Origin of the sequence: Maridesulfovibrio sp. FT414 (assembly GCF_050916235.1) — a bacterium.
Classification (GTDB): Bacteria; Desulfobacterota; Desulfovibrionia; order Desulfovibrionales; family Desulfovibrionaceae; genus Maridesulfovibrio.
Genome location: NZ_CP104854.1, coordinates 522,807 through 546,243, shown reverse-complemented (window position 1 = coordinate 546,243; position 23,437 = coordinate 522,807). Strand labels below are relative to the sequence as shown.

24 protein-coding genes and 1 tRNA gene are annotated in these 23,437 nt (G+C 52.6%); 2 read left to right on the top strand and 23 right to left on the bottom strand.

All coding sequences use genetic code 11. The features are described 5' to 3' along the window. Window positions 1–8: 8 nt before the first annotated feature. Genes N7E73_RS02500 through trbJ form a run of 10 tightly spaced genes read right to left on the bottom strand, consistent with a single transcriptional unit; the run spans window position 9 to window position 10,722 of the window. Window positions 9–1,079, bottom strand: a complete 1,071-nt coding sequence (locus tag N7E73_RS02500) for a type II secretion system F family protein (RefSeq protein ID WP_432737316.1) — start codon at window positions 1,077–1,079, stop codon at window positions 9–11. After that, window positions 1,066–2,670, bottom strand: coding sequence for a GspE/PulE family protein (locus N7E73_RS02495; protein WP_432737314.1), 1,605 nt, complete (start codon window positions 2,668–2,670; stop codon window positions 1,066–1,068). The genes N7E73_RS02500 and N7E73_RS02495 overlap by 14 nt, the downstream gene beginning before the upstream one ends. Window positions 2,671–2,673: 3 nt before the next feature. Further along, window positions 2,674–3,477, bottom strand: coding sequence for a type IV pilus biogenesis protein PilP (pilP, locus tag N7E73_RS02490; protein WP_432737312.1), 804 nt, complete (start codon window positions 3,475–3,477; stop codon window positions 2,674–2,676). Further along, the gene (pilO2, locus tag N7E73_RS02485; RefSeq protein ID WP_432737310.1) at window positions 3,464–4,708 is read right to left on the bottom strand and encodes a type 4b pilus protein PilO2; all 1,245 of its coding nucleotides are present in this window, start codon (window positions 4,706–4,708) and stop codon (window positions 3,464–3,466) included. The genes pilP and pilO2 overlap by 14 nt, the downstream gene beginning before the upstream one ends. Before the next feature lie 2 nt (window positions 4,709–4,710). Next, entirely contained in the window at window positions 4,711–6,234 is a 1,524-nt protein-coding gene (locus N7E73_RS02480) for a secretin N-terminal domain-containing protein (RefSeq protein WP_432737308.1), read from the bottom strand. A gap of 1 nt (window position 6,235) precedes the next feature. Continuing rightward, window positions 6,236–6,973, bottom strand: coding sequence for a toxin co-regulated pilus biosynthesis Q family protein (locus tag N7E73_RS02475; RefSeq protein ID WP_432737306.1), 738 nt, complete (start codon window positions 6,971–6,973; stop codon window positions 6,236–6,238). After that, a complete protein-coding gene (gene trbG, locus N7E73_RS02470; RefSeq protein WP_432737304.1) occupies window positions 6,970–7,947 on the bottom strand; it encodes a P-type conjugative transfer protein TrbG in 978 nt (325 codons plus the stop codon). The genes N7E73_RS02475 and trbG overlap by 4 nt, the downstream gene beginning before the upstream one ends. 8 nt (window positions 7,948–7,955) lie before the next feature. After that, window positions 7,956–8,618, bottom strand: a complete 663-nt coding sequence (locus tag N7E73_RS02465; RefSeq protein WP_432737302.1) for a VirB8/TrbF family protein — start codon at window positions 8,616–8,618, stop codon at window positions 7,956–7,958. 32 nt (window positions 8,619–8,650) lie between these two features. Next, window positions 8,651–9,907: a P-type conjugative transfer protein TrbL gene (gene trbL / locus N7E73_RS02460; protein ID WP_432737300.1), complete on the bottom strand. Its 1,257-nt coding sequence runs from the start codon at window positions 9,905–9,907 to the stop codon at window positions 8,651–8,653. Between the two features lie 11 nt (window positions 9,908–9,918). Continuing rightward, complete coding sequence (trbJ, locus tag N7E73_RS02455) at window positions 9,919–10,722, bottom strand: P-type conjugative transfer protein TrbJ (protein ID WP_432737298.1); 804 nt, start codon at window positions 10,720–10,722, stop codon at window positions 9,919–9,921. 304 nt (window positions 10,723–11,026) lie between these two features. Here trbJ and N7E73_RS02450 point away from each other — a divergent pair, with 304 nt between their 5' ends. Further along, on the top strand, window positions 11,027–11,401 hold the full coding sequence (locus N7E73_RS02450) for a helix-turn-helix transcriptional regulator (RefSeq protein WP_432737296.1): 375 nt from the start codon (window positions 11,027–11,029) through the stop codon (window positions 11,399–11,401). A gap of 6 nt (window positions 11,402–11,407) precedes the next feature. On the opposite strand, the gene N7E73_RS02445 is transcribed toward N7E73_RS02450, so the two are convergent. From N7E73_RS02445 to N7E73_RS02405, 9 genes are all read right to left on the bottom strand, one after another. Next, on the bottom strand, window positions 11,408–13,825 hold the full coding sequence (locus tag N7E73_RS02445; protein WP_432737294.1) for a conjugal transfer protein TrbE: 2,418 nt from the start codon (window positions 13,823–13,825) through the stop codon (window positions 11,408–11,410). A gap of 2 nt (window positions 13,826–13,827) precedes the next feature. Beyond that, window positions 13,828–14,103 carry a conjugal transfer protein TrbD gene (gene trbD / locus N7E73_RS02440; protein ID WP_432737292.1) on the bottom strand — a complete coding sequence of 92 codons (276 nt, stop codon included), beginning with the start codon at window positions 14,101–14,103 and terminating at the stop codon, window positions 13,828–13,830. Next, window positions 14,100–14,411 carry a TrbC/VirB2 family protein gene (locus N7E73_RS02435; RefSeq protein WP_432737291.1) on the bottom strand — a complete coding sequence of 104 codons (312 nt, stop codon included), beginning with the start codon at window positions 14,409–14,411 and terminating at the stop codon, window positions 14,100–14,102. Before N7E73_RS02435 ends, trbD begins: the two co-directional genes overlap by 4 nt. Continuing rightward, a complete protein-coding gene (trbB, locus tag N7E73_RS02430) occupies window positions 14,398–15,369 on the bottom strand; it encodes a P-type conjugative transfer ATPase TrbB (protein ID WP_432737289.1) in 972 nt (323 codons plus the stop codon). The genes N7E73_RS02435 and trbB overlap by 14 nt, the downstream gene beginning before the upstream one ends. Beyond that, window positions 15,366–15,782 carry a hypothetical protein gene (locus N7E73_RS02425; protein ID WP_432737287.1) on the bottom strand — a complete coding sequence of 139 codons (417 nt, stop codon included), beginning with the start codon at window positions 15,780–15,782 and terminating at the stop codon, window positions 15,366–15,368. The genes trbB and N7E73_RS02425 overlap by 4 nt, the downstream gene beginning before the upstream one ends. A gap of 9 nt (window positions 15,783–15,791) precedes the next feature. Then, the gene (locus N7E73_RS02420) at window positions 15,792–16,511 is read right to left on the bottom strand and encodes a P-loop NTPase (protein WP_432737286.1); all 720 of its coding nucleotides are present in this window, start codon (window positions 16,509–16,511) and stop codon (window positions 15,792–15,794) included. Window positions 16,512–16,531: 20 nt separating this feature from the next. Continuing rightward, the gene (locus N7E73_RS02415) at window positions 16,532–17,005 is read right to left on the bottom strand and encodes a TraK family protein (RefSeq protein WP_432737284.1); all 474 of its coding nucleotides are present in this window, start codon (window positions 17,003–17,005) and stop codon (window positions 16,532–16,534) included. Between the two features lie 129 nt (window positions 17,006–17,134). Further along, a tRNA-Leu gene (locus tag N7E73_RS02410) sits at window positions 17,135–17,221 on the bottom strand. Between the two features lie 60 nt (window positions 17,222–17,281). Continuing rightward, the gene (locus N7E73_RS02405) at window positions 17,282–18,979 is read right to left on the bottom strand and encodes a YcaO-like family protein (RefSeq protein WP_432737282.1); all 1,698 of its coding nucleotides are present in this window, start codon (window positions 18,977–18,979) and stop codon (window positions 17,282–17,284) included. 152 nt (window positions 18,980–19,131) lie between these two features. On the opposite strand from N7E73_RS02405, the gene N7E73_RS02400 reads away from it, so the two are divergent. After that, entirely contained in the window at window positions 19,132–19,824 is a 693-nt protein-coding gene (locus tag N7E73_RS02400; protein WP_432737281.1) for a TVP38/TMEM64 family protein, read from the top strand. Window positions 19,825–19,862: 38 nt separating this feature from the next. On the opposite strand, the gene N7E73_RS02395 is transcribed toward N7E73_RS02400, so the two are convergent. The 4 genes from N7E73_RS02395 to N7E73_RS02380 all read right to left on the bottom strand — a co-directional run bounded on the left by N7E73_RS02395 (window position 19,863) and on the right by N7E73_RS02380 (window position 23,428). Then, window positions 19,863–21,086: an ABC transporter substrate-binding protein gene (locus N7E73_RS02395; protein WP_432737279.1), complete on the bottom strand. Its 1,224-nt coding sequence runs from the start codon at window positions 21,084–21,086 to the stop codon at window positions 19,863–19,865. Beyond that, entirely contained in the window at window positions 21,083–22,219 is a 1,137-nt protein-coding gene (locus N7E73_RS02390; protein WP_432737278.1) for a patatin-like phospholipase family protein, read from the bottom strand. Before N7E73_RS02390 ends, N7E73_RS02395 begins: the two co-directional genes overlap by 4 nt. Before the next feature lie 116 nt (window positions 22,220–22,335). Beyond that, entirely contained in the window at window positions 22,336–22,893 is a 558-nt protein-coding gene (locus tag N7E73_RS02385) for an arylesterase (RefSeq protein ID WP_432737276.1), read from the bottom strand. A 1-nt stretch (window position 22,894) separates the two neighbouring features. Further along, on the bottom strand, window positions 22,895–23,428 hold the full coding sequence (locus tag N7E73_RS02380; RefSeq protein WP_432737275.1) for a hypothetical protein: 534 nt from the start codon (window positions 23,426–23,428) through the stop codon (window positions 22,895–22,897). Window positions 23,429–23,437: the final 9 nt, after the last annotated feature.

Here is a 23,437-nt window from a genome sequence, read left to right as displayed (position 1 = left end):
GGTTCTCCTTAATATCCCATGGTTTGACCGAGTTGCTGCTGAAGGGAAGTGACCGCCAGAACGATACTGGAGATCATGGAACTGATGCTGATGATGCAGACGATGTTGATGACCTTGGCCTGGGTCTTGATGGTTTCCATGCCTTCTTCCAGCCATTCCTCGGCTATGAGGTGAAGCTGTGCGTCGAAGCCGGGAAGCTTGGAATAGACTCGCAGATCTTCGATGATGATCTGGGCCGGGAAACGGTAACCGGAATCGTCCAGGGCCTGGCCGAGGCCTTTGCCAAGATTTAACTGGGCCTTGACCGAGTTGAGCCTTTCCTTGAGCCATGGACTGGAACCGGGAGTTGCCAGCATGTCGTTCATTGCCTGGGAAAGCTGAATTCCGGACTTCATCAGGGTTGAGAGGGTGAACAGCCAGAGGCTGCCGATGATCAGCCGGTAAAATGACCACGGTGGGATGCCGTCAACATTGACGCGCAGCCTGCCGGTCCAGATCCTGATGGTCGCCAGTGAGAGAAGGAAGAGAAGCACAAGTCCGGCAAGCAGGACTGTTCCGGCAGTGGAGTCCACGAATCCGGCGACCTGATAAAGGGTCTTTGCGCTACCCATCCAGCGGGCCGGATCGGACAGCTCGGAAAGCTTCGGAACCACATACCGGGAAAGCACCAGTAAGAGCGCGATCACGGCGAGGATCAGAAGAACCGGATAGCTCAGGGCCTTCCACATGGAGCTGACGATCTTCAACCGGGCCTTGATGAGGCGCACGGAAAGATCAAGGGCCTCGTAAAGCTTTCCGGAGTTCTCGCCGCTCCGGATCAGCATGGCTTCCTCGGCGGGTATGAAACCGCTCAGGGCTTCATGAATTTTGTTCCCGGAATGGATGCGGGCTGACACTTCAGCCAGCACAGGTGTAAGTGGGCTCTTCTGCTTGGCGTGCCGTTCTTCAATGTAGCTGATGGCCTCGGCCACACTGACTCCGTGCCGGGTCATGGCCGCAAGCTTGCGGTATACCCTGATCCGTACCGGCTGGGAGAAGAACAGCTTTGCAAGGATTCCTGTAAAATCAGAAATGTGCATTGGGAGCCTCCACTGTCTTGGAACCGGCCAGCTCATCCAGATCCTTGGATGACAGGTTGAAGTCATCAAAGGCCTTGGCGTAGTTCAGGGGCACACCGAGTCTGAGTTCGGTGAGGTAAGGGTCGATTATTCCGTCCTGGATGAGGTCGATGGCATGGCTGACGAAGGTCTGGCCATTCTGCTCATGCCGCCAGTGTTTGTATGCAGCCTCCATGTTTCCTGCACGGATGGCCTTGAGGATCACATGGTCGGTGGTGACCATCTCTGCGGCCACGGTCTGGCCGATGATGCCCATGCCGGAACACTCGGCGCAGCCTTCGCCTCTGATGTGCACCAGTTGCATGTCATCAACTGCCCGGAAAAGGCGGTTCAGGACCGGTTCAGGAAGGCACTTGCGGCGCAGTTCGTTGTCTGCTGCAAGGGCGGTCATGTCCTTGATGGGCATCTTGCAATTGGGGCAGAGAACCGGAACCAGCCTTTGGTGATGCAGGCCGGAAAGCACGGTATGGTCGCAGAGGTACTCGAGCGGGTCCGGGTAGTGTGCAGCACGCAGTAGGGAAACCATTCTCTGGATGATCCCGAAGGCCGAGTTTGCGTGAACTGTTGTCCACACCCCGTGACCGGTCTGGGCAGCGTCCAGAGCAGCGGAAGCAGCTTCCGGAAAGCGGATTTCACCGATCATGATAACATCAGGGTCGGAACGCATGGCTCCGGCAATGGCGTTGCGGTAGGCCGCGCCCCTGTTTTCGTCCTGGTCGCTGGTGCTCACCCGGACCTGCTTGACCCGCTCCAGCGGGTATTCCGGCGGGTCTTCAATGGCGAGGTAGTTCTTTTCAGGATTCTCTTCCGCCATGCTTTCCATGACATGTTTGAGGGCGGTACTTTTCCCGTGACCGGTAGGACCGGACAGCAGGGTAAGTCCGGACCTCTGGGTCAGAAACTGGAAACGGCGGATATGCCGGTCGGAATAGCCGAGGGTACTGAGCCGTTCAGGAAGTTTGCCCTTGGCGGTGGTGCGGTCATAGAGCAACCGCAGGGCCATGAATGTTCCGGTTCCGTTTTCAGCCATGGAACATTCGAGCGGCTCGGTGTGGATGCGGATCGAATGGACATCGGTCGGGAGGAAATCACTGTTTACTATCCTGCCGTCCTGTCTTTCGCTGGGTACGAAGGTAGAATCGGTCTGGTTGGACATGGTCTGGTAGATGGCCACAATCACCTTGCGGCCGATTTCGCCCATGAGCTGCCTGTGGTCCTGAACCATGCCCAGCCTGCGGAATTTGATGGAAGCGAAAGGCCCCTCATCGGTGAGATGGATGTCGGACGCGCCCTGTTCAAAGGCATCGGCGATGATTCGCACCGCAAGGGCCTGAATGTCGCTGCTGGTCTCGGCCTTGGTGTAATGCTTCTTGCGAAGCTTCTGGAATTCATTGGCTTCGAGACGTTTGGTTTCCTTGAAGCCCTTGCGAGAGGCGTAACTTAGGAACGACATCAGATGCGCATCATCTTCCATCTCCGCAGAGATGTAGATCACGCCGTCGAGGAAGAGGACTCGTTCCTGCAGGTCTTTTGGAATTTCGTTGTTGGTCATTGTTTACTCCTTGAATTTCAAGGCCACATCCCTGCCGTCGAAACGGACCAGGACTTTGTTCGGGGTGATGGAAATGATGTTGCCGGGTCCGGCCTTGTCCCCTCTGGTCACAATCTGCAATCCGTCGGGACTCACAAGGGTGGCTGAAAGTCTGCCGTCCACACCCTGAATGGAAACAATTCTGGGCCAGACCGGGCGGCAGCCTTTTGCAGCTGCCTTCTTGCTGCTTTTCCCTGCAGTGGCAGTAATGGCCGGAAGCATGGGGACGGTCAGCTCCTGCAGCTTCTTCTGCTGCGCTGCGATCTTGACCTGAACCTCCAGCACATCGAGCTGAGAACGCAGGGCACTTAGGGTCTCAAGGGAGACGTACGGCGGGCCGGAAATAGACTGCCGATTAGCATCAGGTTCAGCGGATGTCTGATTTGATCCTTCTACAGCGTCCGTATCCGGTTTATTTTCAAGCTGTTCTGTGCCCATGGTTGCAGTTCCGTTGCCCGTGTTGGATACGGATGCATTGCCGGTGCAGTTGGTGCTGTTTGTTCCTTCATAGAAGGCAGGAATGTTGGATGCAGTCCTGTTTCTTGAGCCAGTTAGAAGATCCTGCATTGCTCTGGTTGCATTGGAGATGGTTCCGTTTGAAACCGTTGCGTTTGTCGCATTGGCCGGAGCCGCAGAGGATGTCGAGGCATTGCCTGGAGCTGATACCAGTGGCTCAGTCGAGTTGCCGGGAAAGTTTCCAGCATCCTGCGAAAGAGCCGGAGAGGAAGACAACATCAGCATGAAGATGGCGAGGTTAATAAGACGCATAGATCTGGCCCTCCATGGTGCATCTGCCGTCGGTCAGGTCTATTTTGGAAAGGACCAGGCAGGGGATGGTATCCATTGTTGCGAACAGTGGCTCGGATATGGAGGAAACCGCAGGCAGGTCCGAGAGTTTCCATTCCCCTTTGATCCATGGGGCGGTGATCTGCTCAGAATTGCCAATCTTTTTGATTTCCGGGTTCTTCCAGCTGAGGTTCAACCGTGCTCCGAGTATTCTGGTCAGCTCGTAAAGCCTTGCAGTTGCTTCGGGCTTTTCAATAAGCTGCTGTGTCGGGCGGAGCTCTTTGACTGGATAGGCTATTGTGATCTCAGCCAGTTCCGGGCGACGTCCAAGAATCGAATCGACCGGGCGTTCGGTAAACTGGGCTCCCTGCTGATGCAGCCAGGACATGTAAATGCCTTCTCCATTGCGGATAATGGACTCCAGTTTCCAACCCATGGTGTAGGGCTCGGAATGGCGGAGCGCCTCAAGGAATTTTTCTGCAAAGAATGAGGGCAGGACCGTTTCTTTCCAGTCCATGGAAAAATAGCTGGCCGGGTTCCTTTCACTCTTTGCTTCGGTTTTTCCCTGTTTCTGTCTGAGTCTGGCTTCAATGGCGGCCATGCGCTGCTGCTCTTCAAGGATTTCCTGCTGATGCTGGCTCCAGAGCAGCCAGCCCATGAGCATAAGGGCGATGCAAGCCGCAGCGGAGATCAGAAGTCCACGGCGGTTCTGCTTGTAAAGGTGCTGGACTCTTTCGGAGATCCTGATCAACCCGTTGAAGTGCTCCATGGATTCGTCCACGGTCTCGCAGATCACTTCATTGTTGTCCCAGTTGGACATGGATTTGAGGCTTTTCAGGTGTGCTTCAGCTTCAATTCTTGAGCTGAAATACTGGTCTCCCTCAGCAACAATGGTCTTTTTGCTGACAGCGCAGACCCACCACATTTCTTCGGTAAGGCGGAACAGCCCGATCCATGTGGACCGGGACCGCTCCACCAGTGCGCAGGCCAGAGACGGCAACCGTCTGAGCTTGGCGGAGTCGCAGGAGCCAAGTCCGAACTGCTGCTTTCTGGGAACCACGCAGTTGTAATTACGGTCCGGGAAATCCTCTGCCAGCTTTCGGGCCTGAGCGAGAAGTTCCTTTCGACCTCCGTTTCCGTCCAGGATCTGCCACCAGAAGCCGATGGCAAAGTTCGTACTGCGCTTGTTTTTGGTGATAGCTACTTGCTGCATGGCTAGACCCCGGCACTTTCCATCTCAATGGTGATGATGATCAGGCTCTTGCCATACTGCTGGCTGAGTCCGCCGGAAGTTATGCCGATCCCCTTTGAATCCTGATTGCTTTCCTGCTCGAACCCGGCAAGGACCAGCGTCTGGCCGCATTTCATCTTCACACGCTGGCTGAAGCTGCGGGTGGAAACCTGCGGGAGCTGGATAGTCATGTCTCCGGAAGTGAATTCCTGCATGGAGTCCAGTGAGGACAGGGTGATGTTGTATTGCAGGATGGCCTTGCGGTTATCCATGATGTGCGGGATCACGGTCATGGAAAAACCGGTGGAGACTTCTCCGGGTGTCAGGGCCGAAGTCTGGATGGAGTTTTCAGTAGTGGTTGAGCTCACCCCGGCGAGATATGAATCCCGCTTTACAACCTGAACAGGCAGGGCCTGATTATTCATTACAATTCCGGAACCGGAAGTGAGCAGAGTGGTGCGGCCTCGTTGGCGGAGTGCCCGAAGCATCAGCTTGGTGTCCTTCCAACTGCCGTCGAGAATTGCGGCGGTCAGGGTTCCTGCTCCGGAAATGGTGCTGTAGGGCTGGCCTCCGAGCAGGCTGAAACTTGACTGTCCTGCTTCGAGGACTGTCTCAAGATTGAAGCCGGTGTCGGCGTTGCGGGTAAGCTCAAGAGCCCAGACCTTAACCGCAAGGGCCACCTGGCGGCCCATTTTGGTGTTGAGGCTCTTGATGTACTTTTCAACCCGGCGCAGAACTGTGCTTGTGTCGGTTACGGTGACCAGCCCGGCTGCTTCGTTGACTACGACCCTGCCGTCTTTGGTGAGCATTGCTTCAACGGCTTTCTGGGTGTCTTCCCATACATTCCCTTCAAAGCTGGCCTTGTTGGTCTGGGAGGTCTGGCTGACGCTGTCAGAAGTCTTGGTGGTCTGGCTTATGCCGCTGACGGTGTTGGCGTTTCCGGAATTACCTGCAGTCTGGGACTTGTTGGTAATGGTGGACTCGTACTTGATGTTGCCCGGTGCAGCGGCAAGGTTGAAAGTCCTGGTCTGCAAACGGGCAATCTCGACTTTGGAAGTGATCGCATCGAATTCCCAGCTCATGCCGAAGAATTCACACAGGTAGTCAAGCAGTCCCTTAAGCTGTCCATCGTACCTGATTTTCAACTTTTTAGGACCGCTGGAAGTGGGCTCGTTTTGTGTGAGCGGGGAACTTTCATTCTGCTCGACCTCAATGTGCAGCGGCACTAGTTCACTGATCCGTTTGGCAAGTTCCGGAGCCGTGCCCACAGCGTTCAGGGTGACTATTCTGGAGAAAACTTTTGGCAGTTTATTGTCTTCCAGTTCCACAGGAATCGCTCCGAGGTAGGGAGCGTGCACAACTGTTACTGTCTTTTTGCTTGTTGCCTCGCGCATGAGAGCGGCCCTGCTTTTGACCGACCTTTCCTGCGGTGATGGTTGGAAATTGCTGCATCCGCCCAGGGACATACAGATGGACAGAATGAGAATGGGTAAGAGAAACCGTTTCATGTTAATCCTCACAAACTTCGATTACTTTGTTGGCCTGGTAGATGGTCACGCGCAGCGAGTTTCCGCTGGCGTGCATACGGGAGAACAGTCGTTTGACCGCCCTTGGAAATGTGTCCCGGAAAGTTGCCTGAGCCTGCATCTGGAAGTCGTGGTTAGCCTTCCAGATCATTGTATAACCGGCACGTCCGGCCCAGCGTTTAAGCTGGTCGCGCAGTCCTCCGGGAAGAATGGACCAGTTCTCATCAAGGGGTGATTCGACCTGCTCGGCGTCATTGCCCACGAATTCAAAGAAGGCTGGCGTCTGGGTCAGCAGACCGGCCTTTTCAAATCCTTCAAAGCTGAGATTGTAGACCTGTCCGAATGACCAGCCGTCAGAAGCCTTGACGTGCAGGTAATAGAGGGTGCTGTTGCCGATGGCATCGAAAACCATATCCATGTCCAGCACGTTGGGATCGGTTGTCTTGGGGCTGAACTGGAATCCCTGCGAGCGGAGGTTTGCGTCGAACTTCCAGCCGAAGGCGTTGTCGGAAACAGTCAGGTGTAGGACGGTGCGGCCCGGAGGGTAATGACCGGCAACCTTGAGTACCGCTTCTTCAACCAGAGGATCAATTTCATGTTCCTCATACATGGGCGGTTCCTGTTCCATCACTTCCACCTCCACCTGATTGGTGGCTTTCCTGAGAGAAGTGCAGCCGGTGGCCGGAATGAGCAGCATAAGCAGAACAATGAGCATCCTCATTTGGTCACCTCAATACGCTTGATCTCCACCTTGGCCTGATCCATTCCGGTCCCGGCCACGAGGATTGCTTTTTCAAAGATTTCATCAACGATCATGGCGTTGCCTTTTACCCGATAGTTGACGATGGCTTCCTGACCGGCTTTTTCAACCAGCAGCACCGGAATCTCGGTCTGGGTGGAAGTCCTTGGCAGTTGGATGAAAGTTCTGATCCCGTCGTTGTAGACGCGCATAGGTTTCCAGTTTGCTTCGCCGGTGATGGTGTAGCTGAAGTCGAGGGTGGAGAGATCCACGGTCTTTCCTTCTATCTGGGTGGTGTCCCATACGTCCTTGCGCTGTTTCTTTTTCAGGCTGGCTTTAAGGATCTTCTCCTGATCTTCCGGGTAAATGAATCCGACGTAAGGGGTGTAGCCCTTGCGTCTGGAAACCAGCTTCAGGTGGTAGGTTCTCCGGTCAGTGGTGATGACGGCAGTGGTTTCCAGCCCGGCATCGAGGGGTTTGATTATAAGATGTGTGTTCTCCCGGCCCGGTGTGCCGGATTGGGCCACAACCACCATCCAGCGGGCGGTATCTCCGACAATGACGTCATTGATGTTTTCACCCGGCTGGAGTTCCAGGTCGGAGGCCATGAGCGGGGAACAGATGATTGTCGGCAGGGTGGCTCCGTACACGTAAACAACCTTGCCGTTATTCTGCATGACCGGCTTGATCTTGCGGTTCATCCATTCCTTGGAAAGTTGTAACGCCGCCCACTCCTTACTGCTTAAGGGGACGTCTTTTTTACTGATATAGTCAGGAGTGGGCAGCGGGACTGCCAGATGGCTTTTGCCAAGATCCGCCGGGATCTCTTCCGATTCCTCGGCAGGTGGCTGGTGCTGTGCGAAGACCTTGTTCATCAGTCCCTGCTGATCAGGCGCAGCAAAGGCTGCACTGCAGGAGCTGAGCACAAGGACTATGGAAAGAAAAATCTGTTTCATTACGGCTCCTATTGCTCAAGAAGTTTTGCCCAGGACAGTTCCGTGACGTAGACGCCAGCAGGGTTCCTGATGATTTGGCTGTCGGTTGTGGGGGGAGAGATGCGGACCTTGAGGGTCGCTTCGTATTTGGTACTGGAAACAGCTACGCCCGAGTGGTTGCGTACAGTCTCCAGCCATTCGATGCGCCAGCTCTCGGAGCTGACAGGAAGGGGGATGCCCTTGATGTCGACTTCGACGAGGAATTTCTGTCCCCGCTCATAGGGATTGTTTGCCTGATACCAGCCGCGTGCCGCGCCCTGGGCTGCTCCGATCACAAACGAAGACATGCGTTGGACCATCTTTTTTTGGAGTCCGATGTCGGCGGTGACCGTGCGCCAGTTTACGATGAGGTTGGCTATTTCCGCCTGTATGATCCTGGCCGAGACCGGTTCCGCCTGATCGGCTCTTTTGACGGCTACGGACTTGCCCAGCTTGTCCACTTCGACAACATATGGAACGACCTTGTGTTGCATGGCCTGAATGATGTTGATGGTCAGTGAGAGGCAGACGGTCAGGGCCATTATGAGTGCGGCAGCTCGCCATTGGTTACGGCTTGTTATGTAACTGCCGTACCGTTCAAACCATTCTTCTTTGGCGGAGATGTAGGGTGAGTCAGGATGTTTTTCGGGCATAGGTGTCTCTTTGATGTCGATTAAGGCTTCTGTTATTTGTCTGATGACGACCCATCAGGTGTTTCCGTCGCTGGTGGCAGATCTATTATTGGCTGTTGCATCTTGAATGCTTCGTGCTGGGCCTTTACGCTGCTGCGAAATCCGCTGCTGCGTCCTTGCGAAAGATTGTCCCTGACAGCCTGAACCCCTGTTCCACCCATGTGTTTCCATTTGCCGATGCCGCTTTTTCCGGCACTTTCAGCGAAGGATGAGGCTTCCCTGACAGCATCGACGCTGCGTTTGGCCCCGACTGCTCCGCTGAAGGTTGAACCGACAGCTCCCTTGGCTGCCATGGTGGCCGCACTGACAGCAGTTACGGCAGAGGAGAGTGAATTGCCGGAAGACACATGCGTTCCATTGATGATTCCAGAGACGATGTCCGGGATGGACATGGTGAGGGCGAGAATTATGATTGATGCGCCAAGGACAAGGAAAATTTCTTCAACATTCTTGGCCTCCAACTTAATGAATCCGTTTACGAATGAAATGCTCAGTCCGATAAGGAGCTGCAGGACGAAAAGCTTGACCGCGACGCTCAGGGCGTATCTCAGGAGATTGATAGAATAGTTGCGGGTATAGGAAGACCCGCCGAAGCCGAGCAGAATGGCTCCGGCATTAAGGACGATGTATGCCTCGCACTTTATTACCACGAGTTGGGCCGCGATGAGCGCGTAGGTAATAATGATTGCAATCGCACACAGGCCGAGAACCGTGCTTGTGACCGGGCTCCACAAGGACGTTTCTCCCCAGATCTTGCTGAGGATGTAGAAGCCTGTTTCGAACACGGCAGTAGGGTCGGCTGCTGGAGCTCCGATCTGTTCAGCTATTCCGCTCATGGCAGAGATGATGCTGTTGGCCCATTCCTTGTAATTCACGAGGACGGCAAGCATCAGGCTGGCAAAGAACACCAGGATAACGAATTCAGCCAGAATATCCTGCAGCTCGGCTCTTTTCAGTCCGAGACGGATTCCCATCCACGCGATATCAATGGTCAGCAGCCCGGCAAACAACTTCATGGAATACGCACGGATTATTGGCTCCCATTCAGCTGCCTTGCTCTTGAACTCCATGAGGATTCTGGTCAGCACATCAATATCCTGCGTCGGAGTAATTGTTTCCTCTGCAAGCGCGTATGCTGGAATGATGAGGACAGCGATCATGGCTATCAGCAAAGCTGTCAGGATCTGCTGTTCATTCCATCTTCCGCCGGAGGAGAGGCTGCGCTGCATTGATATATAACTCTTGTCCATTCTCTGGCTCTCTAGAAATTATTGTCCGGAACCGGCAGGTTTTCTCTTTCAAGCTGCTCCTTGTAGATGTGTTTGAAAAAGGTTTCTTCATGGATTTTTTGGAGCTGTTCTTCCTTCTCTCTTTTCTGGTCGATCTGCGCCCGGTTCTGGATGTAGGTTGCCAGTAGTGCGCGCATCTTTCTGAGTTCCGAAATCTGGATGGATGAAAGCTGGTTGGCTGCTTCAAGAGCCTGCATGCGGCCTTCGGGGCTGCTCAGGAGATCCTCAATGTGTGAGTCGAATTCATCGGATTCGATGATCTCCTTCAATTGCTGACCGGAGAGTTTGAAGGTCGCTTTTGTCGCTGCGTCCACTCTCTCAGACCACTTGGCGTAGAATTCGTAGTGCTTGGGGTTCACATCACTGGTGGGCAGGCCTGCAAGTTGCTTGGCGGAATTGAAATCCGGATAGTAGGCGTCGTATACCCCTTCAAGGACATAAAGTTCGCCAACGGTATCAACCAGTCCCTGAGACAGTGACGCAAGACGCTTGAAGTCTCGTATTACGGTGTTCTTGATGGCAAAGGGTAGCCTGATCGTATTCTTGATCATGTTGGTGTATTGCTCGATGTTCTGATGGACCATCATGATCTGCTGCTGGGTCTGCATCATCTCTTCCGCATAGGTTTTCCACATGGATTCAAGCTGTTCGATGTTGGTCGCCCGCTCAAGAGCCTGAAGGAATTTGTCACTGCAGTTTGTGCAGGTGACAGTCATGGCGGAAGCTTGGTTAAATGAAATTAAAACAAGTAGTAATGCGACTAAAGCGGTTCTCACTGGTTACCTCTCGGTTGTTGACAATGTATCAAAAAAAGGTACATTGAGTTCATGGTGTGGACGGTAAAAATTACAGGCAAAGCCAGAAAGCAGGTGGAAAAGCTCCCGGAGAAAATTACCGAGAGTCTGCATCTTCTGTTGGTTGAAATTCAACGGGATGGTCCTGTTCGGGATGGCTGGCAGAATTACGGTAAGCTCAAGGGCAAGCCCGGTTTTCACCATTGCCATTTGAACAAAGGAAAACCCCGGTACGTTGCCGTTTGGAAAGAGAGTAGCGACGGAGTCAAACTTGTAGAGGTACGTTATGTTGGAAGTCACGAGAAAGCAGACTACCGAAGGATCAGTTGATATTTGCCTCAGAGTCCCTGCTGAAGAAGCCGCAAGGTTTCTTGAAGCGAGTGTGGCTTTCTGGCGTCTGGCCGGGCATGACGTCCGGGAAGTAAATGAAGATGGAGAGCAGCTCTTCAGTGTAGAGGAGGTCTTGGGTGAAAGTACTCCCGGACGTCTTTTGCGCGGAGCGCGATTCAGAGAGGAGCTGACCCAGCAGGAACTTGCTGACAGGCTCGGTATAGCCAGGCGGCATATTTCCGAAATGGAAAACAATAAGCGGCCTATCGGCAAGGCCATGGCCAAGCGACTTGGTGACGTGCTTAATGTCGGGTATAAGATTTTTCTTTGAATCATCTTACCTCTCCCTTCTTTCCTGAAGCCATTTGTGCGGCCAACTGCTGCCGTGCTCTGTTATGAGTTCCTTTATTCTGGCGATGCTGCCCTTGTCGGATGCACCGACAAATGACAGGGCTACTGGCCCAAGTGCCAGGTCAATGAGTCTGCGCCCTTCAGATGAAACAACGTAGTAATCGCGCTTTGGAGTGGCCGAGGCTATGATTGAGATCTGCCGGGAATTGAGGCCGAGTCCTTGGTAAAGCTGGTATTGGCTTTCCTGAATTGCGGTCTCATTGGGCAGCAGGATCTTGGTCGGGCAGGACTCTTCAAGTACATCCAGAATCCCGGAACGGACTGCATCTGAAAGGGACTGGGTTGCAAGGACAACAGCACAGTTCGCCTTGCGCAACACCTTCAGCCATTCCCGAATCTTTTCCCTGAACACCTTGTGACCGAGCATGATCCAGGCTTCATCTAGAATGAGCAGGGCGGGCTGGCCGGTCAGGGCTTTCTCTATTCTATGAAAAAGATAGAGCAGGACCGGGATGATGTTTTTGTCCCCAAGGTTCATCAATTCTTCGATTTCAAAGACCATGAAGTCCGAGATTCCAAGGTCATCGGAGGTTGCATCGAGAAGGGCCCCCATGGCTCCTTCTCCTGTGTAGTGTTTGATTGAGCTGCGCAGTTCTTCGTTTTGCAGGCTGTGGTAAAAGTTTGTCAGGGAGCGCATGTGTTCCGGGTTGTTTCTGATCATTCCCATGGCGACATGTATGGCATTCCTGTGGACCGGCAGGACAGTCAGTCCCTGCATGGTGGCCAGTGTTTCTATCCAGCCCTCCGCCCAGCTCTGTTCCGAGTCTGAATTCACGTGCTGAAGAGGGGCAAAAGACAGGCTGGAAGAATCTCCGGCAATTTCGTAATGTGCGCCACCTGCAGCCTTGCACAGCGGAAACAAGGACATACCTTTGTCAAAGGCAAAGATCGTTGCACCGGCGTAACGCCTGAACTGGGCGGTGATGATTCCAAGAAGAGTTGACTTACCGGCACCGGTAGGTCCGAAAATAAGTGTGTGTCCTATGTCGCCGACATGAAGATTGAGCCTGTAAGGTGTTGATCCGTCAGTTGCGCAATGCATCAGCGCGGGAGAGGCGGGAGGAAACATCGGGGACGGGTTCTGCTCCCGGCCTGCCCAGATCGTTGCCAGCGGAAGAAGGTCCGCCAGGTTCATAGTATTAATTATCGGACGGCGAATGTTGGCGATGGAGTTCCCAGGATGGGTTCCGAGCCATGCTTCAAGAGCATTTACCGATTCAATCCTGCAGCCGAATCCGCGCCTCATGATTAAGCGGCGCAACTCCCTTGCCGAATATTCCAGCTCGTCCGGGTCAGAGCTCATAAGCACTATATTCGGAGTATAGAATCCAGCTCCGACAAATCCGGACTGGATCTCCTCGATAGCTTCCTCGGCATCTTCGGACATGCTCAGGGCATCCCGGTTGGTCTTTGGATTGGGATTGTTGAACATCTTGTCCACAAACCGGTATATCTGCTGGCTCCATGTTTTTCTGTATTTCTCGAGCTCCTTGAGGGCTTCAAACTGATCCATGAAAATGAAACGGGTAGAGAACCTGTATTCAACAGAAAGTCCCTCAAAACAGGAGAGCATGGACGGCCAGCTGTTTTGCGGCAGGCCGTCAAGCGCAATAACTTTGATGTGTTTTTCTCCAATGGAAGGACGAATTCCTCCGGTCAGATCCTGTCCGCCGATTACAGCATCAAGATACATAGGTGTCTCAGGCAGTATAACAGGCCGGTCGTCTCCGCTGATGCACAGCTGGATCAGGCACAGCAGAGGAGAGCATGTCAGGCTAACTCCGAATTCATCCTCGAAGGAGAATTCAAGTAGTCGGTTCAGCTGCATGCTAAGGGAAAGAGCATCTTCAAGTTCAATGATTGTCGCCTTGAATTTTGCAAGGCTCTTTTCAAAAGGATTGTTAGTGCCGCCTCCTTCGTATGCGAGATCACCGAGTTTCTGCGAAATGAACTGTGGCTTGTAGCTGACCACCAGGAATGTTTCCGTGGAGTAGAATGTCCCGGCAGCTTTAAACATCTGTCTGCGTTCCTCTTCAATCATTGCGGTGATGGGATCTGGAAAGAAGCTGTTTCCGGCGTGGGGGTAAGCTGTGGATTGAGTGCGCACCGCCTCGACGTGGCACATCCAGCCTGAGTCAAGCATTCGCAGTGCATTGTTGACTCTGCTGCTGATGGTGCTCAACTCCTCCTCGGTGCTGGATGCAGTGTCCTGCGACCGGAATTTCCAGCCAGCCATGAGTGAGCCGTCCTTACATAAGATGATTCCATTCTCGATCATGGCTGCATACGGGAGCAGGTCCGGCAATCCTTTGGGAGTGTGGCGGTAATCTTTAATATTGAGCATATCTATCTGCTCCAGGGAGTAGATCTGGCAGGATAGAAGTCCTGCTGTTTGCGGTGACGCAGCCAGACCTGAAGCATTTGTGGATCTTCCTTGGCCATCCGTCTGAAAATGAGCAGGGAAACAATCCAGTAAACAATAGCTGCAGCAATTGAGGGCATGGTTTTTCCTCCCACTCCCACAGTCAGGGCGATGACAGCCGAGAGCATGACCAGCTCCCTGTCTCCACCCATGACCAGGGTTTTCCTGTGCAGCGATCTGTGAATGGCGATTGTTCTCACACCATGGCTCCAGTAAAGGCGAAAAGTTTTTGCACGATTGAACCGGCGAAGGCGATGAAAGAGATCCCGAACACGACGCCGAGAAGAATTTTAAAACCACCGGTGATATCGTCCCGATTGAAAACATAGGTGATTCCACACCCGGCCATGGCCGCGATGGAAATCAGCTGACCAACTGGCCCGGTCATGGTTCCGACTACCGCTTCCATCGGGGTCTTGAATTCCGCGATGGTATTGGACGCAAGGGCTGCCTCCGGAATGAGCAGGGCTGCAGCCGCGATTAGGAGAAGTTTGCTATTCTTCTTCATTGAGGATGTACTCCAGTAGGTATTTTTGTTTTACGGGGTCGTAGCCTTTTACTTTTGCAACCTCGGTTACCTTCCTGCCTTTTCTGGCTCTGCGGATGAAGATGAGAAAATCAACAGCAGACCCTATCAGCTTGGACATTGGAGAGGTTGAAGCTTCTGAAATGAGCTGTTCGATCCTAAGAAGGCCTTCCATTGCAGAGTTGGCGTGAACAGTCGCTACTCCTCCGGGGTGGCCTGTGTTCCAGGCTTTGAGGAGCTCCAGTGCTTCGCCACCCCTTGCTTCGCCAACAAGTATCCGGTCCGGGCGAAGCCTCATTGTCGCCCGGACCAATGACTGGATGGAGGTATAGTTTGAGGTCCGTAGAAAAACAGTGTTGCGGGACTGGCTTTGCAGTTCAGCAGTATCTTCGATGATTACCAATCTGTCTGATGGAGACAGTTCCGAGATGGACTTGATGATGGCGTTGACCAGTGTAGTCTTTCCGGAACCTGTCCCGCCGATGACAACGATGTTCTTTCTTGCAGAGACAGCATCTTTGATTGATTCCATTACTTCTGGAGTCATGATCTCCTTTTCCACATACTGCTCCAGTGAAAAGACCTGACTGGCTTTCTTGCGAATGGAAAAGGATGCAGCCTTAACTATTGGATAAAGCAGGCCCTCAAAGCGGCTTCCGTCGATGGGAAGTTCTCCCTCTACAATGGGCGAATTTTTGGTCACGGTCGTATCGAGGGCACTTGCCACCAGAGAAATGATCATTTCGGTTTGGTGGGGAGATATTTCTCCAACTTCACGCATATCTTCGCCAAGTCTTTCGATCCAGAGTTTGCCGTCAGGATTGACCATGATTTCGACCACATCTTCGTCTCCGAGAGCTTCGACAATCTGCGGTCCCATGTTGTGCTTCAGGTTTTCGACCAGACGTCTTTCCATTTCTTCCATGATCTGATCATTCATCTTACACCCCACAGAATGACCGAGAGAGATACGGCAATAGACAGCCCCAGAGTCATTCCGGCCAGAATAGCCATGCTCCTGATTGACCCGAGGAAGCTACTCATCTGTTTCTGATGTTCGCTTATTTCCGCCAGACAATTGTCAATGCTTGCTTTAACGGCCTTGCTCAAAAGGCTGTTGGTTGACTTGCGAACTTCAGCTGAGAAGGCACAAACGTGTTCGCTCATGTCTTCACTGAGCAGTCGGCGGTTTTCCTGCAGAAGCCTGTCGTATTCATCCAGAGCGGCGCGATGCATGGTCACTGCCATGAGAATGGGGTCGTTCTCGTCGAGCAGCACTTTGTGCTGTTCGGCAATGAGATCGCGCACGCTCTGAATGGTGAGGGGGGCTTTGCTTGAAATCTGTTCAGACATCGTAGTTTCCTACAGTCCGGAAGCCGAAAGCTCGGTTTGAATTTCTTTCCAGACCATTTTCAGACGCTGTCTGGTCATGATCGGCAGGGTGCTTTCCTGCGCTTCCTGAAAGGACATCTTTTCAGTAAGCAGGGTTTCAAGGTCTCTGCCGAAGGTCTCCTTTTTCTTCATGGGAATCCGGATCAGGGCAGCCAGCCGGTGAATGTTTTCACGGTAGACCTTGAATTCCTCGAAGTTCTTCCCATTAGTGTTGATCTGTCCGAAGTAGCCGTTCAGCCAGATATAGATGGGAACATTGAATGCCTTGAGAAGTGAGTTCAACCCGCTGAGGGTGTCAGGAAGAGCCTGACCGCCGGTGATGACTGTGTGCAGGTTGATCTGATGACCTGTTTCATCGAGCATCTGGAAAACTTCGTTGTCAGCAAGATAGCTTGCCAGGGGGACAAAAGTCGCAGCTCCATTGTCGATGACCATTTCCGTTTCATCCGGCAGAGCCAGCATTAGTTCTACGAGGGTATCGAATCTTCTGGGGTCGATGTCATCGCCGTTCATGATATCCAGTGCTGTGACATTGAAGTTGCGGTAACCGGCAAATGTAGCGTTCACCGGGTCAGTGTCTACACAGCAGACATCCTTTCCTGACTCAAGAAGATGCTGTGTAAGAAGGCTTGCAACGAGGCTTTTGCCCACGCCGCCCTTGCCTTGCAGAATCATGTTGATTGTAGCCATGGTTTCACTCCTTGTAATTGCTAACCGATGAGCTTCTCATCGAGCTCTTTTTTGGTGACGTTGTTATCGTGAACAAAGATGACCTTTCCGTCTTGCTGCAGGGCAGGCGAACCGTCTCCGCCGCTGGGGAGTTTGCGCGTAGCGGAGACGGTTCTTATGGCGGGTACGCCGGTTGAGGGTGAGGGTGTTGATACTTTGCCTGCCGGTATGCAATGCGGGCTGTAGGTCTTCACGTAATGGCAGAATCTCTGGTAACTGATGGTCATTCTGCCTTCGTTTACGAGGTGGGCGTGAATAGCTCGCTTGGTATGCCCTGCGAGGAGATTCTTTTCGATGTCCTTTGCAAGGCTGAGATATTCAACCCGGCCCTTGCCGCGCTGGGAGGGTGTTATTTCGGAGGTCATACAGCCTCTCTTTGTTTTATTAAGGAAAGATGTGTATAGTGTGACCTGAGCTATCCGCAGGGCACGGGAAAAGACTGCGGCAAAGTTCATTGTCGCATTGCTAGGAAATGGTGTTTTTCTGGAAAACGGTGGGACAGAAGTGGGACAGCTCCGAAAAAAGGCACAAAAAAAGGACTCACAAACAACCGTGAAGTTGTGTGTAAGTCCTTGATTTTCTTTTGGTACCCAGAGCGGGACTTGAACCCGCACAAGCGTAAGCTCGAGGGATTTTAAGTCCCTTGCGTCTACCAATTCCGCCATCCGGGCACGGAAAGTAGTGGTTTGATATACTTTGTATTTTACATAGTCAAGACTGAGATAAGTCTATTACAGAAGATTTTTAATGTCGAGATAGTTCCGGTAGAGCCTCTTGTTTATCCGGGAGAACTTGTCGAGGTCTGAAACAATTTCTAGCCCTGGAATGATCGCTCTTGTCACCGGAATTTCCAGATCCTTGCGGGTCATGGTCACGTAGTGCGGGTAAAAACCGTTTGCCGCGAGGGTCTGCTCAATGACCATCACATCTCCCTCAGCGCTTCCGGTGGAAAGGTCGGGCAGGGATTCCAGCTTGCGCACCGGGAGCCCTTCGGGAATTTCAGATGTGGGGGGGCCGGGGAACGGGTAAGGAACTTCGGTCAGAGCTGAAAGCAGGGCTCTCTTGCCATTCAGCGAACATCCTCCGCCCTTGTTGATGTCTCCGTGTCTGCCTACCGCAAAAGCCTTGTAACAGGGAATTCCGAGTTCGGAGGTCATATCCTGGAACCATACGTGAATGCCGCTGGATTTTAGATCCTCCAGATGTTTTTGCACTGCAGGATCGTCGGTCTCAATGGTGAAGCAGCGGCTTCTGTCAAAGGGGATGGTGGAGTCGCTGTCGCGCTCAAGTACTTCCAGCAGGCCGCTCAGGCGTGCTTCGTGGACTGTGTTGCCGGAAGCAAGGCCGGTTGAGCTCAGTCCGCTGAAAAGGTTCTGCTCATCAAGGTTGCAGAAAAGAAATACATGCTGCACCGGCAGCCACGCCTGTACGTGGGTTTCTCCGTCGAACATTTCAGAAGGCATCCACCACAGGGACTGGCCTTCGTAAGGGACTTCCAACTGCAGGTCAGAAGGGTTGAGTGCAGTGCCCTGTATGCTGATTTCATCATAACTGCCTTGAATAACCGGGAGCTGGACAGTGCGTCCTGCTACATCGGACTTGCCTATGCTGGCGTAGGAGCTGACGCGTTCCGCTACTTCCATGGAGCAGGACACACAGGCCTGCTCGTAGGTGAATCCGCGTCCGTAACTGGTCTGAATGGCGCGCAGAGAGTTGCTCAGTGATCCGTTGGTTGTGCGGTTCTCGACCATCCAGTGATGCAGAACGGCAAATGGGCTGAGGCAGCCTTTCTGGCGCATCTGCGGGCCCATAAAAACGCCGATGGCTTCCAGTTTCTGATTGGCATTGGCGGTGACTTCTTCAATTGGAGCTCTTTCTTTTGCCGGGGGAAGTCTGTCCTGTTCTTCAAGACTCTTGCGTACTGAGGCAGCCGTGGTCAGGGCTTTGGAAGGGAGTTCGTCTGATGCGTAGAGTCGGGGGAATCCGGCTTCCTCAGGGGCAGGCATGTCCTGATGCATTTCAACGTTGTCCGCGAAGATTGTGCTCCATTTGTTGTGCAGGGGCTGATCTTCCAGCAGGTGGGAACGCAGATGCAGGGTGGGGGAGTATTCCTTGAGCTCTTTGGCATCAAAAAGGGATTCCACTACGGTCTTGAGTGATTCCAGACGGGGATGTGTAAGTACCGCTTCGTAGATGAGTGCGGCCAGAACTTTTTTGTTCGGATCTCCCTTGATCTCCTGAATCAGTTTTTCAATCTTGCGGGTGCGGTGCTTGCCCAGCATATCCAGCATATGGCGATGCATGAATTCGTCGTAAGGGTGGGCTTCCAGATGCTCCAGCACTTCCGCGAAACACAGATTCGGGCCGGGAAAAGCCGCGAAACACCCGGTTCCGGAAAGAGTATCCATTAATTTTAACTCGTAGCGCATATTTATCCCCTGATTATTGTTTTCTGAAATTAATTTTTTCAGTAATTAAAACAAGTGTCGGTCTGCGTGTGTTATCCTTATACTCGACGGATGTCACGTAAACTTCGGAGTCCGATGGTAGGAAATTTTTTCTCATAAGAAAGGGAGTGGGAATGGATATTAAAAATGCCCATGATCGCAAGCTGATTGTGCATGGAGTAATGGTGCTGCTGATAGTAGGAGGCGTTTCATACGCGGTTGAGCATTTCGGCGAGGGGCACTTGAGTGCTTTCACCGGATGGATCGAACGCAGCGGTCATTTTGCTCCGCTGGTTTTTATGTTGGTGAATGTCATCTGCATGGTGCTTGGGCTGCCGCAGACCATGTTTACTGTTGTGGCCGGTGTTCTGTTCGGGGCGGTGAAAGGGACGGGCATGTGCCTGGTCAGCATGGGCACAGGATCAACCATAGCGTTTTTTCTTGGAAGATTTGTTCTCAGGGGGGTGATTTTGAGACGTTTCGGCTCCGACCCCAATTTCAGGCGCATAGAGATGCTCAGTCACAGGCACCCGGTAAAGGTGCTGGCTTTGAGCCGACTTGTACCGGTAGTTCCGTTTTCAGTGGCAAGTTATCTGCTTTCGGTTACCCGTGTCAGGTATCTTCCTTATATCATAATGAGCGTGCTTTGCCTGATACCGGAAACCGTATTCCTTACAGCTGGTGGACACATTCTGTCGGCAGGGGTTTTAAAAGGAACCTTCAGCTGGAAGCTGCTGGCAGCACTTGTCGGGGCTGCTGTTATGATCTTCGTTCTGGTAAGAATTGTCAGGCGCAGTCTGGATAAGGACAATGCCGGATCGTTGTAAATTGAATAATGAATGCCTCCCGGAGACAGCTTTTTGGTCTAGTCCAGCCCGGCGGCAAGAGATATCTGCCCGGAGATGGACTGGATTATGTAGAGCGGTTTGTGGGCTGCTCTGCCCTGAAAAGATATCTGCCCGCTTACTGAAGCAAAATTTTGGATTTCAGGAAGTCCTGATCTTATTTCATTCTTTCCAGCTCCATGCTGTTTTGCGGTTTCGGCAAGCAGCATGATTGAGTCAAATCCCAAGGCAGAGTATCCGGTCACGGGGGCTGAACCGAACAGGTCCGTATAGGCCTTTACGAAGGTCTGGACCAGCGTGTCTTCGCGGGTAAGACTGGCCTGGGCGGCATAGAAAACGGTGTCGGGCCATTCCTTGATGGTTTTTTGCATTGGAACGGTATCAAAAGAGCTGCCCGCGATGATTCTGTAGACGGTATTCTTTTGCTTCAGTTGCCCGAGTATTTGCGTGGCAGGTTCGGGCGGTGCGAAAATAATCAGGCTTTCAACCTGCGGCGGAGCCGGGACGGCTTCACGTGCTTCGGTAATTATGGAAGCACCGGAGTCAACGAAGTTCGATACACCTACTTCGTCTTCAACCTTTGTGCTGTTTGATGGCGGGGGCGGAACCAGTTCCTGAAGTTTGTCGGTGATGAAGTTCAGGTTGGCGTTGGACTCGGTTATTCTCATCTCAGCCATGATCGTTCCGCCGTTCTGCTTGTAGCGGCGTACGAAACTGTCCGCCTGACGGGCGCATGAATCGCTCAGGTCGGAACGGATGACGGCGATATGGTCGGTCTGGATGGTATTGGCGGCAAAATCAGCCAGAAGCTGGCCGACCCTGATATCCGGAACAGCAAGGGTGAAAACATAGTCCCCCACGGATTGGGCAAGGCCGTCCGCCTGAGCCCCGGTACAGAGGAAAGGGACTCCGGCAGCCTGCAGGGCCGGGGCGGCGGTCAGGGCCGCATCGTCGGAAATAAGGCCGGTCACGGCTTGGAGATTTGGGTTCTGCCCGAAAGCGCCGACTGACTTCATGATGTCTTCCGGTATTGCGGAGGTGGACTGCGTATCAAGTTTCACTGTTAATCCTGATGCTGCCCCGTTGAGCTTTTGTACCGCAAGAATGGCTCCGTTCATGGCTTCCTGTGCCGTGGCCTTATCCTTCCCGGATAGCTCGAAGACAGTGCCGATCTCAATGGTTTCTGCAGAAGCATTGGATGCGAGGTACAGCAGGACGAGCAGGATTGTCAGCAGTTTTTTCATACACCGGTTCCTTTTCGGTCTTTGCGCGGATTTTTTACTATCCTTATTGTCCGTTTGGGTTGCGGATGTTCTTCCGGAGGCGGAGAATTCTTTCTCGCAGGTCCGTTTTTCATCCGCGCAACTGCTTCGTCATGCTTTTTGTCCGTCCCAGCTGCCAAAGATTCCTGTGCTTTCCTTTCTTCGTCTTTTCTGAGACGCTCCTCTTCGCGGACTTTCATCTTTTTGCGATACTCGACCACTGCTTCCTGAAAATGGCGCTTCTTGTTGGTGAAAGCCACTTTTCCGGCATGAACAATGTCGTTCAACTTGTTGATTTCCCACAAATTTATTGGTCTTGGATGTTTGATGTAGACCGGGATGATTTCGTGATGGTGCATATCAATGGAAAGAGGAAGCTGGCTGGTCAGGATTGAGCGTTTGAATATGCGCGAGGTGTTGAAATAGCTTTCCATGAAGCTTTCCGGTTCCGGGTTGCAGGCATCGTCAAAATAAATGGCCACTATGATGTCTATCTGCCGTTTTACGCACTCCATGATGGGTACGGGGGAGGAAAAGGCTCCGTCGATAAGGCGACGGCCGTCCACTTTTCCCGGCGGCATGAGCGGGTAAATGGCACCGCTTGCGTATATGGCCTGTGCCAGATTACCTTTTTCCAGAATCACAGGAAGTCCGGTGTTCAGGTCAGTGGTTGCGATCATGGTTTTTGGGCTGAGCTCGGAGATGTCTGTCTTTTTGAACAGTGTTTCGTAGGTGCGACGCAGACAGTCGGTTTTAAGGATTCCTGATTCGGATGTGAACCGGCCCATTCCCGTGCTCGCAATTTCAAGCACTGAATTGTAGTCCACATCCGTAAAGAAACGTGGGTCCACTGTCTTGGAGAATACTTCCTGAATCTGGCGCAGGTTGTACCCGGCTCCCATGAATCCGGCCAGCAGGGCTCCTCCGCTTACGCCGATTACCAGATCCAGTTTGACCCCTTCGTTTTGCAGAAATTCTATAAATGGCAGGGCGCAGAAGGATTTGATCCCTTCAGAACCGATGATAAGGGCTACTGACGGGCGGTGGGATTTTTTTGTCTGTTCAGGCTGTTCCCCGGACTGTTGCACGGTGGCCTTTTTGTTCTTCTCTTCCATCGGTTCTCCGTTATTTACAGTAAAATAGCGTTGTGGAAGAAAAATTACAATATTAATCAGTGCCTCGGAAAAGGAAAACGCCAGCGGACAGATTCTGTCCGCCGGCGTGGCTGGTTTTAGATGGATTCGAGAAAGTCTCGGAACACTGGGAATATTCGGTCGACGATTATCTGAACACCCTCGTTGTTGGGATGAACACCGTCTGACTGGTAGTATTCAGGATTTTCTCCAATGCCGTCGGTAATGTTCGGATAGAGCGGAACACTGAATTTTTCTGCTACAGCCGGGAATACAGTTTTAAAAGCGGAAGCGTAGGAAAGGGGGGTGAAGTTCATCGGCCTGAACCCGATCAGCAGTACCGGGACTCCGGCATCCTGAAAGGCTTCGATCATGCTGGACAGATTCAGGCCCAGTTGTTCCGGGTCGACTAGCTGAAAGCAGTCGTTGGCACCGAATTCTATGTAAACGGCATCCGGACCACTCTCGATCACATCTGCAAGGCGCACCAATCCGTCAGCGGAAGTATCACCGGAGAGACCGAAGTTGGTAATCTCAACGTGGAGGCCTTCCTCTAACAGTTTCCTTTCCAATTGTGCAGGAAAGGAGCTGTAAGCCGGGAGGCCGTAACCTTCCGTGAGGCTGTCGCCGAATGCAGCTAGTCTGATTTTGGACATTTTATTTTTCGCCTTCTCTGAGCCAGTGACGGAATTTTGCCACTTCGTCCTGCCAGTCTTCGGATATTCTCAAGGTTATGAATTCCTTGAAAACGCGGTCGAAAAGGGCCAGACACTTTTCTATCAGGTAAATTTTTTCGAGAAACTTGGCGTCCGGGTCGTCCCCGTCTTCATCCTTCATGTCAACTTTCGGTGTTTTCAGTCCGCTAAGGGTAAAATCTTCGGCCTTTACCTGAACCTGCCAGATGTTCTCGTCGATTTCCATCTTGAGCTGGGCCCGGGTGACCTTTTTACCGGTGCGAAGTCCGTAGAGAACTTCGGTCATGTCACCGCTGGCGGAGTTGACTGTAGCTGTATCCACGTTTTCGCCGTCGCCGCCCTGAACGGACATGCGCTGTTCCATGTAGAGCATGAAACGTTCTCCGTTCTCCTGCTCGAACATGCCGTCGTTGATTTCGCTTTTATACCATAACCAGGTCAGAAAGTCCTGGCCGAGCAGGGTGTTTTCTCTTTCAGCAAGCATTAAGAGGTCCATATATACTCC

What these genes read in the sequence shown, in the direction of transcription:
- N7E73_RS02500 (WP_432737316.1), bottom strand. Translation starts at nt 1,079, where the DNA reads ATGCACATTTCTGATTTTACAGGAATCCTTGCAAAGCTGTTCTTCTCC.
- N7E73_RS02495 (WP_432737314.1), bottom strand. Translation starts at nt 2,670, where the DNA reads ATGACCAACAACGAAATTCCAAAAGACCTGCAGGAACGAGTCCTCTTC.
- pilP (WP_432737312.1), bottom strand. Translation starts at nt 3,477, where the DNA reads ATGCGTCTTATTAACCTCGCCATCTTCATGCTGATGTTGTCTTCCTCT.
- pilO2 (WP_432737310.1), bottom strand. Translation starts at nt 4,708, where the DNA reads ATGCAGCAAGTAGCTATCACCAAAAACAAGCGCAGTACGAACTTTGCC.
- N7E73_RS02480 (WP_432737308.1), bottom strand. Translation starts at nt 6,234, where the DNA reads ATGAAACGGTTTCTCTTACCCATTCTCATTCTGTCCATCTGTATGTCC.
- N7E73_RS02475 (WP_432737306.1), bottom strand. Translation starts at nt 6,973, where the DNA reads ATGAGGATGCTCATTGTTCTGCTTATGCTGCTCATTCCGGCCACCGGC.
- trbG (WP_432737304.1), bottom strand. Translation starts at nt 7,947, where the DNA reads ATGAAACAGATTTTTCTTTCCATAGTCCTTGTGCTCAGCTCCTGCAGT.
- N7E73_RS02465 (WP_432737302.1), bottom strand. Translation starts at nt 8,618, where the DNA reads ATGCCCGAAAAACATCCTGACTCACCCTACATCTCCGCCAAAGAAGAA.
- trbL (WP_432737300.1), bottom strand. Translation starts at nt 9,907, where the DNA reads ATGGACAAGAGTTATATATCAATGCAGCGCAGCCTCTCCTCCGGCGGA.
- N7E73_RS02450 (WP_432737296.1), top strand. Translation starts at nt 11,027, where the DNA reads ATGTTGGAAGTCACGAGAAAGCAGACTACCGAAGGATCAGTTGATATT.
- N7E73_RS02445 (WP_432737294.1), bottom strand. Translation starts at nt 13,825, where the DNA reads ATGCTCAATATTAAAGATTACCGCCACACTCCCAAAGGATTGCCGGAC.
- N7E73_RS02435 (WP_432737291.1), bottom strand. Translation starts at nt 14,411, where the DNA reads ATGAAGAAGAATAGCAAACTTCTCCTAATCGCGGCTGCAGCCCTGCTC.
- trbB (WP_432737289.1), bottom strand. Translation starts at nt 15,369, where the DNA reads ATGAATGATCAGATCATGGAAGAAATGGAAAGACGTCTGGTCGAAAAC.
- N7E73_RS02425 (WP_432737287.1), bottom strand. Translation starts at nt 15,782, where the DNA reads ATGTCTGAACAGATTTCAAGCAAAGCCCCCCTCACCATTCAGAGCGTG.
- N7E73_RS02420 (WP_432737286.1), bottom strand. Translation starts at nt 16,511, where the DNA reads ATGGCTACAATCAACATGATTCTGCAAGGCAAGGGCGGCGTGGGCAAA.
- N7E73_RS02415 (WP_432737284.1), bottom strand. Translation starts at nt 17,005, where the DNA reads ATGAACTTTGCCGCAGTCTTTTCCCGTGCCCTGCGGATAGCTCAGGTC.
- N7E73_RS02405 (WP_432737282.1), bottom strand. Translation starts at nt 18,979, where the DNA reads ATGCGCTACGAGTTAAAATTAATGGATACTCTTTCCGGAACCGGGTGT.
- N7E73_RS02400 (WP_432737281.1), top strand. Translation starts at nt 19,132, where the DNA reads ATGGATATTAAAAATGCCCATGATCGCAAGCTGATTGTGCATGGAGTA.
- N7E73_RS02395 (WP_432737279.1), bottom strand. Translation starts at nt 21,086, where the DNA reads ATGAAAAAACTGCTGACAATCCTGCTCGTCCTGCTGTACCTCGCATCC.
- N7E73_RS02390 (WP_432737278.1), bottom strand. Translation starts at nt 22,219, where the DNA reads ATGGAAGAGAAGAACAAAAAGGCCACCGTGCAACAGTCCGGGGAACAG.
- N7E73_RS02385 (WP_432737276.1), bottom strand. Translation starts at nt 22,893, where the DNA reads ATGTCCAAAATCAGACTAGCTGCATTCGGCGACAGCCTCACGGAAGGT.
- N7E73_RS02380 (WP_432737275.1), bottom strand. Translation starts at nt 23,428, where the DNA reads ATGGACCTCTTAATGCTTGCTGAAAGAGAAAACACCCTGCTCGGCCAG.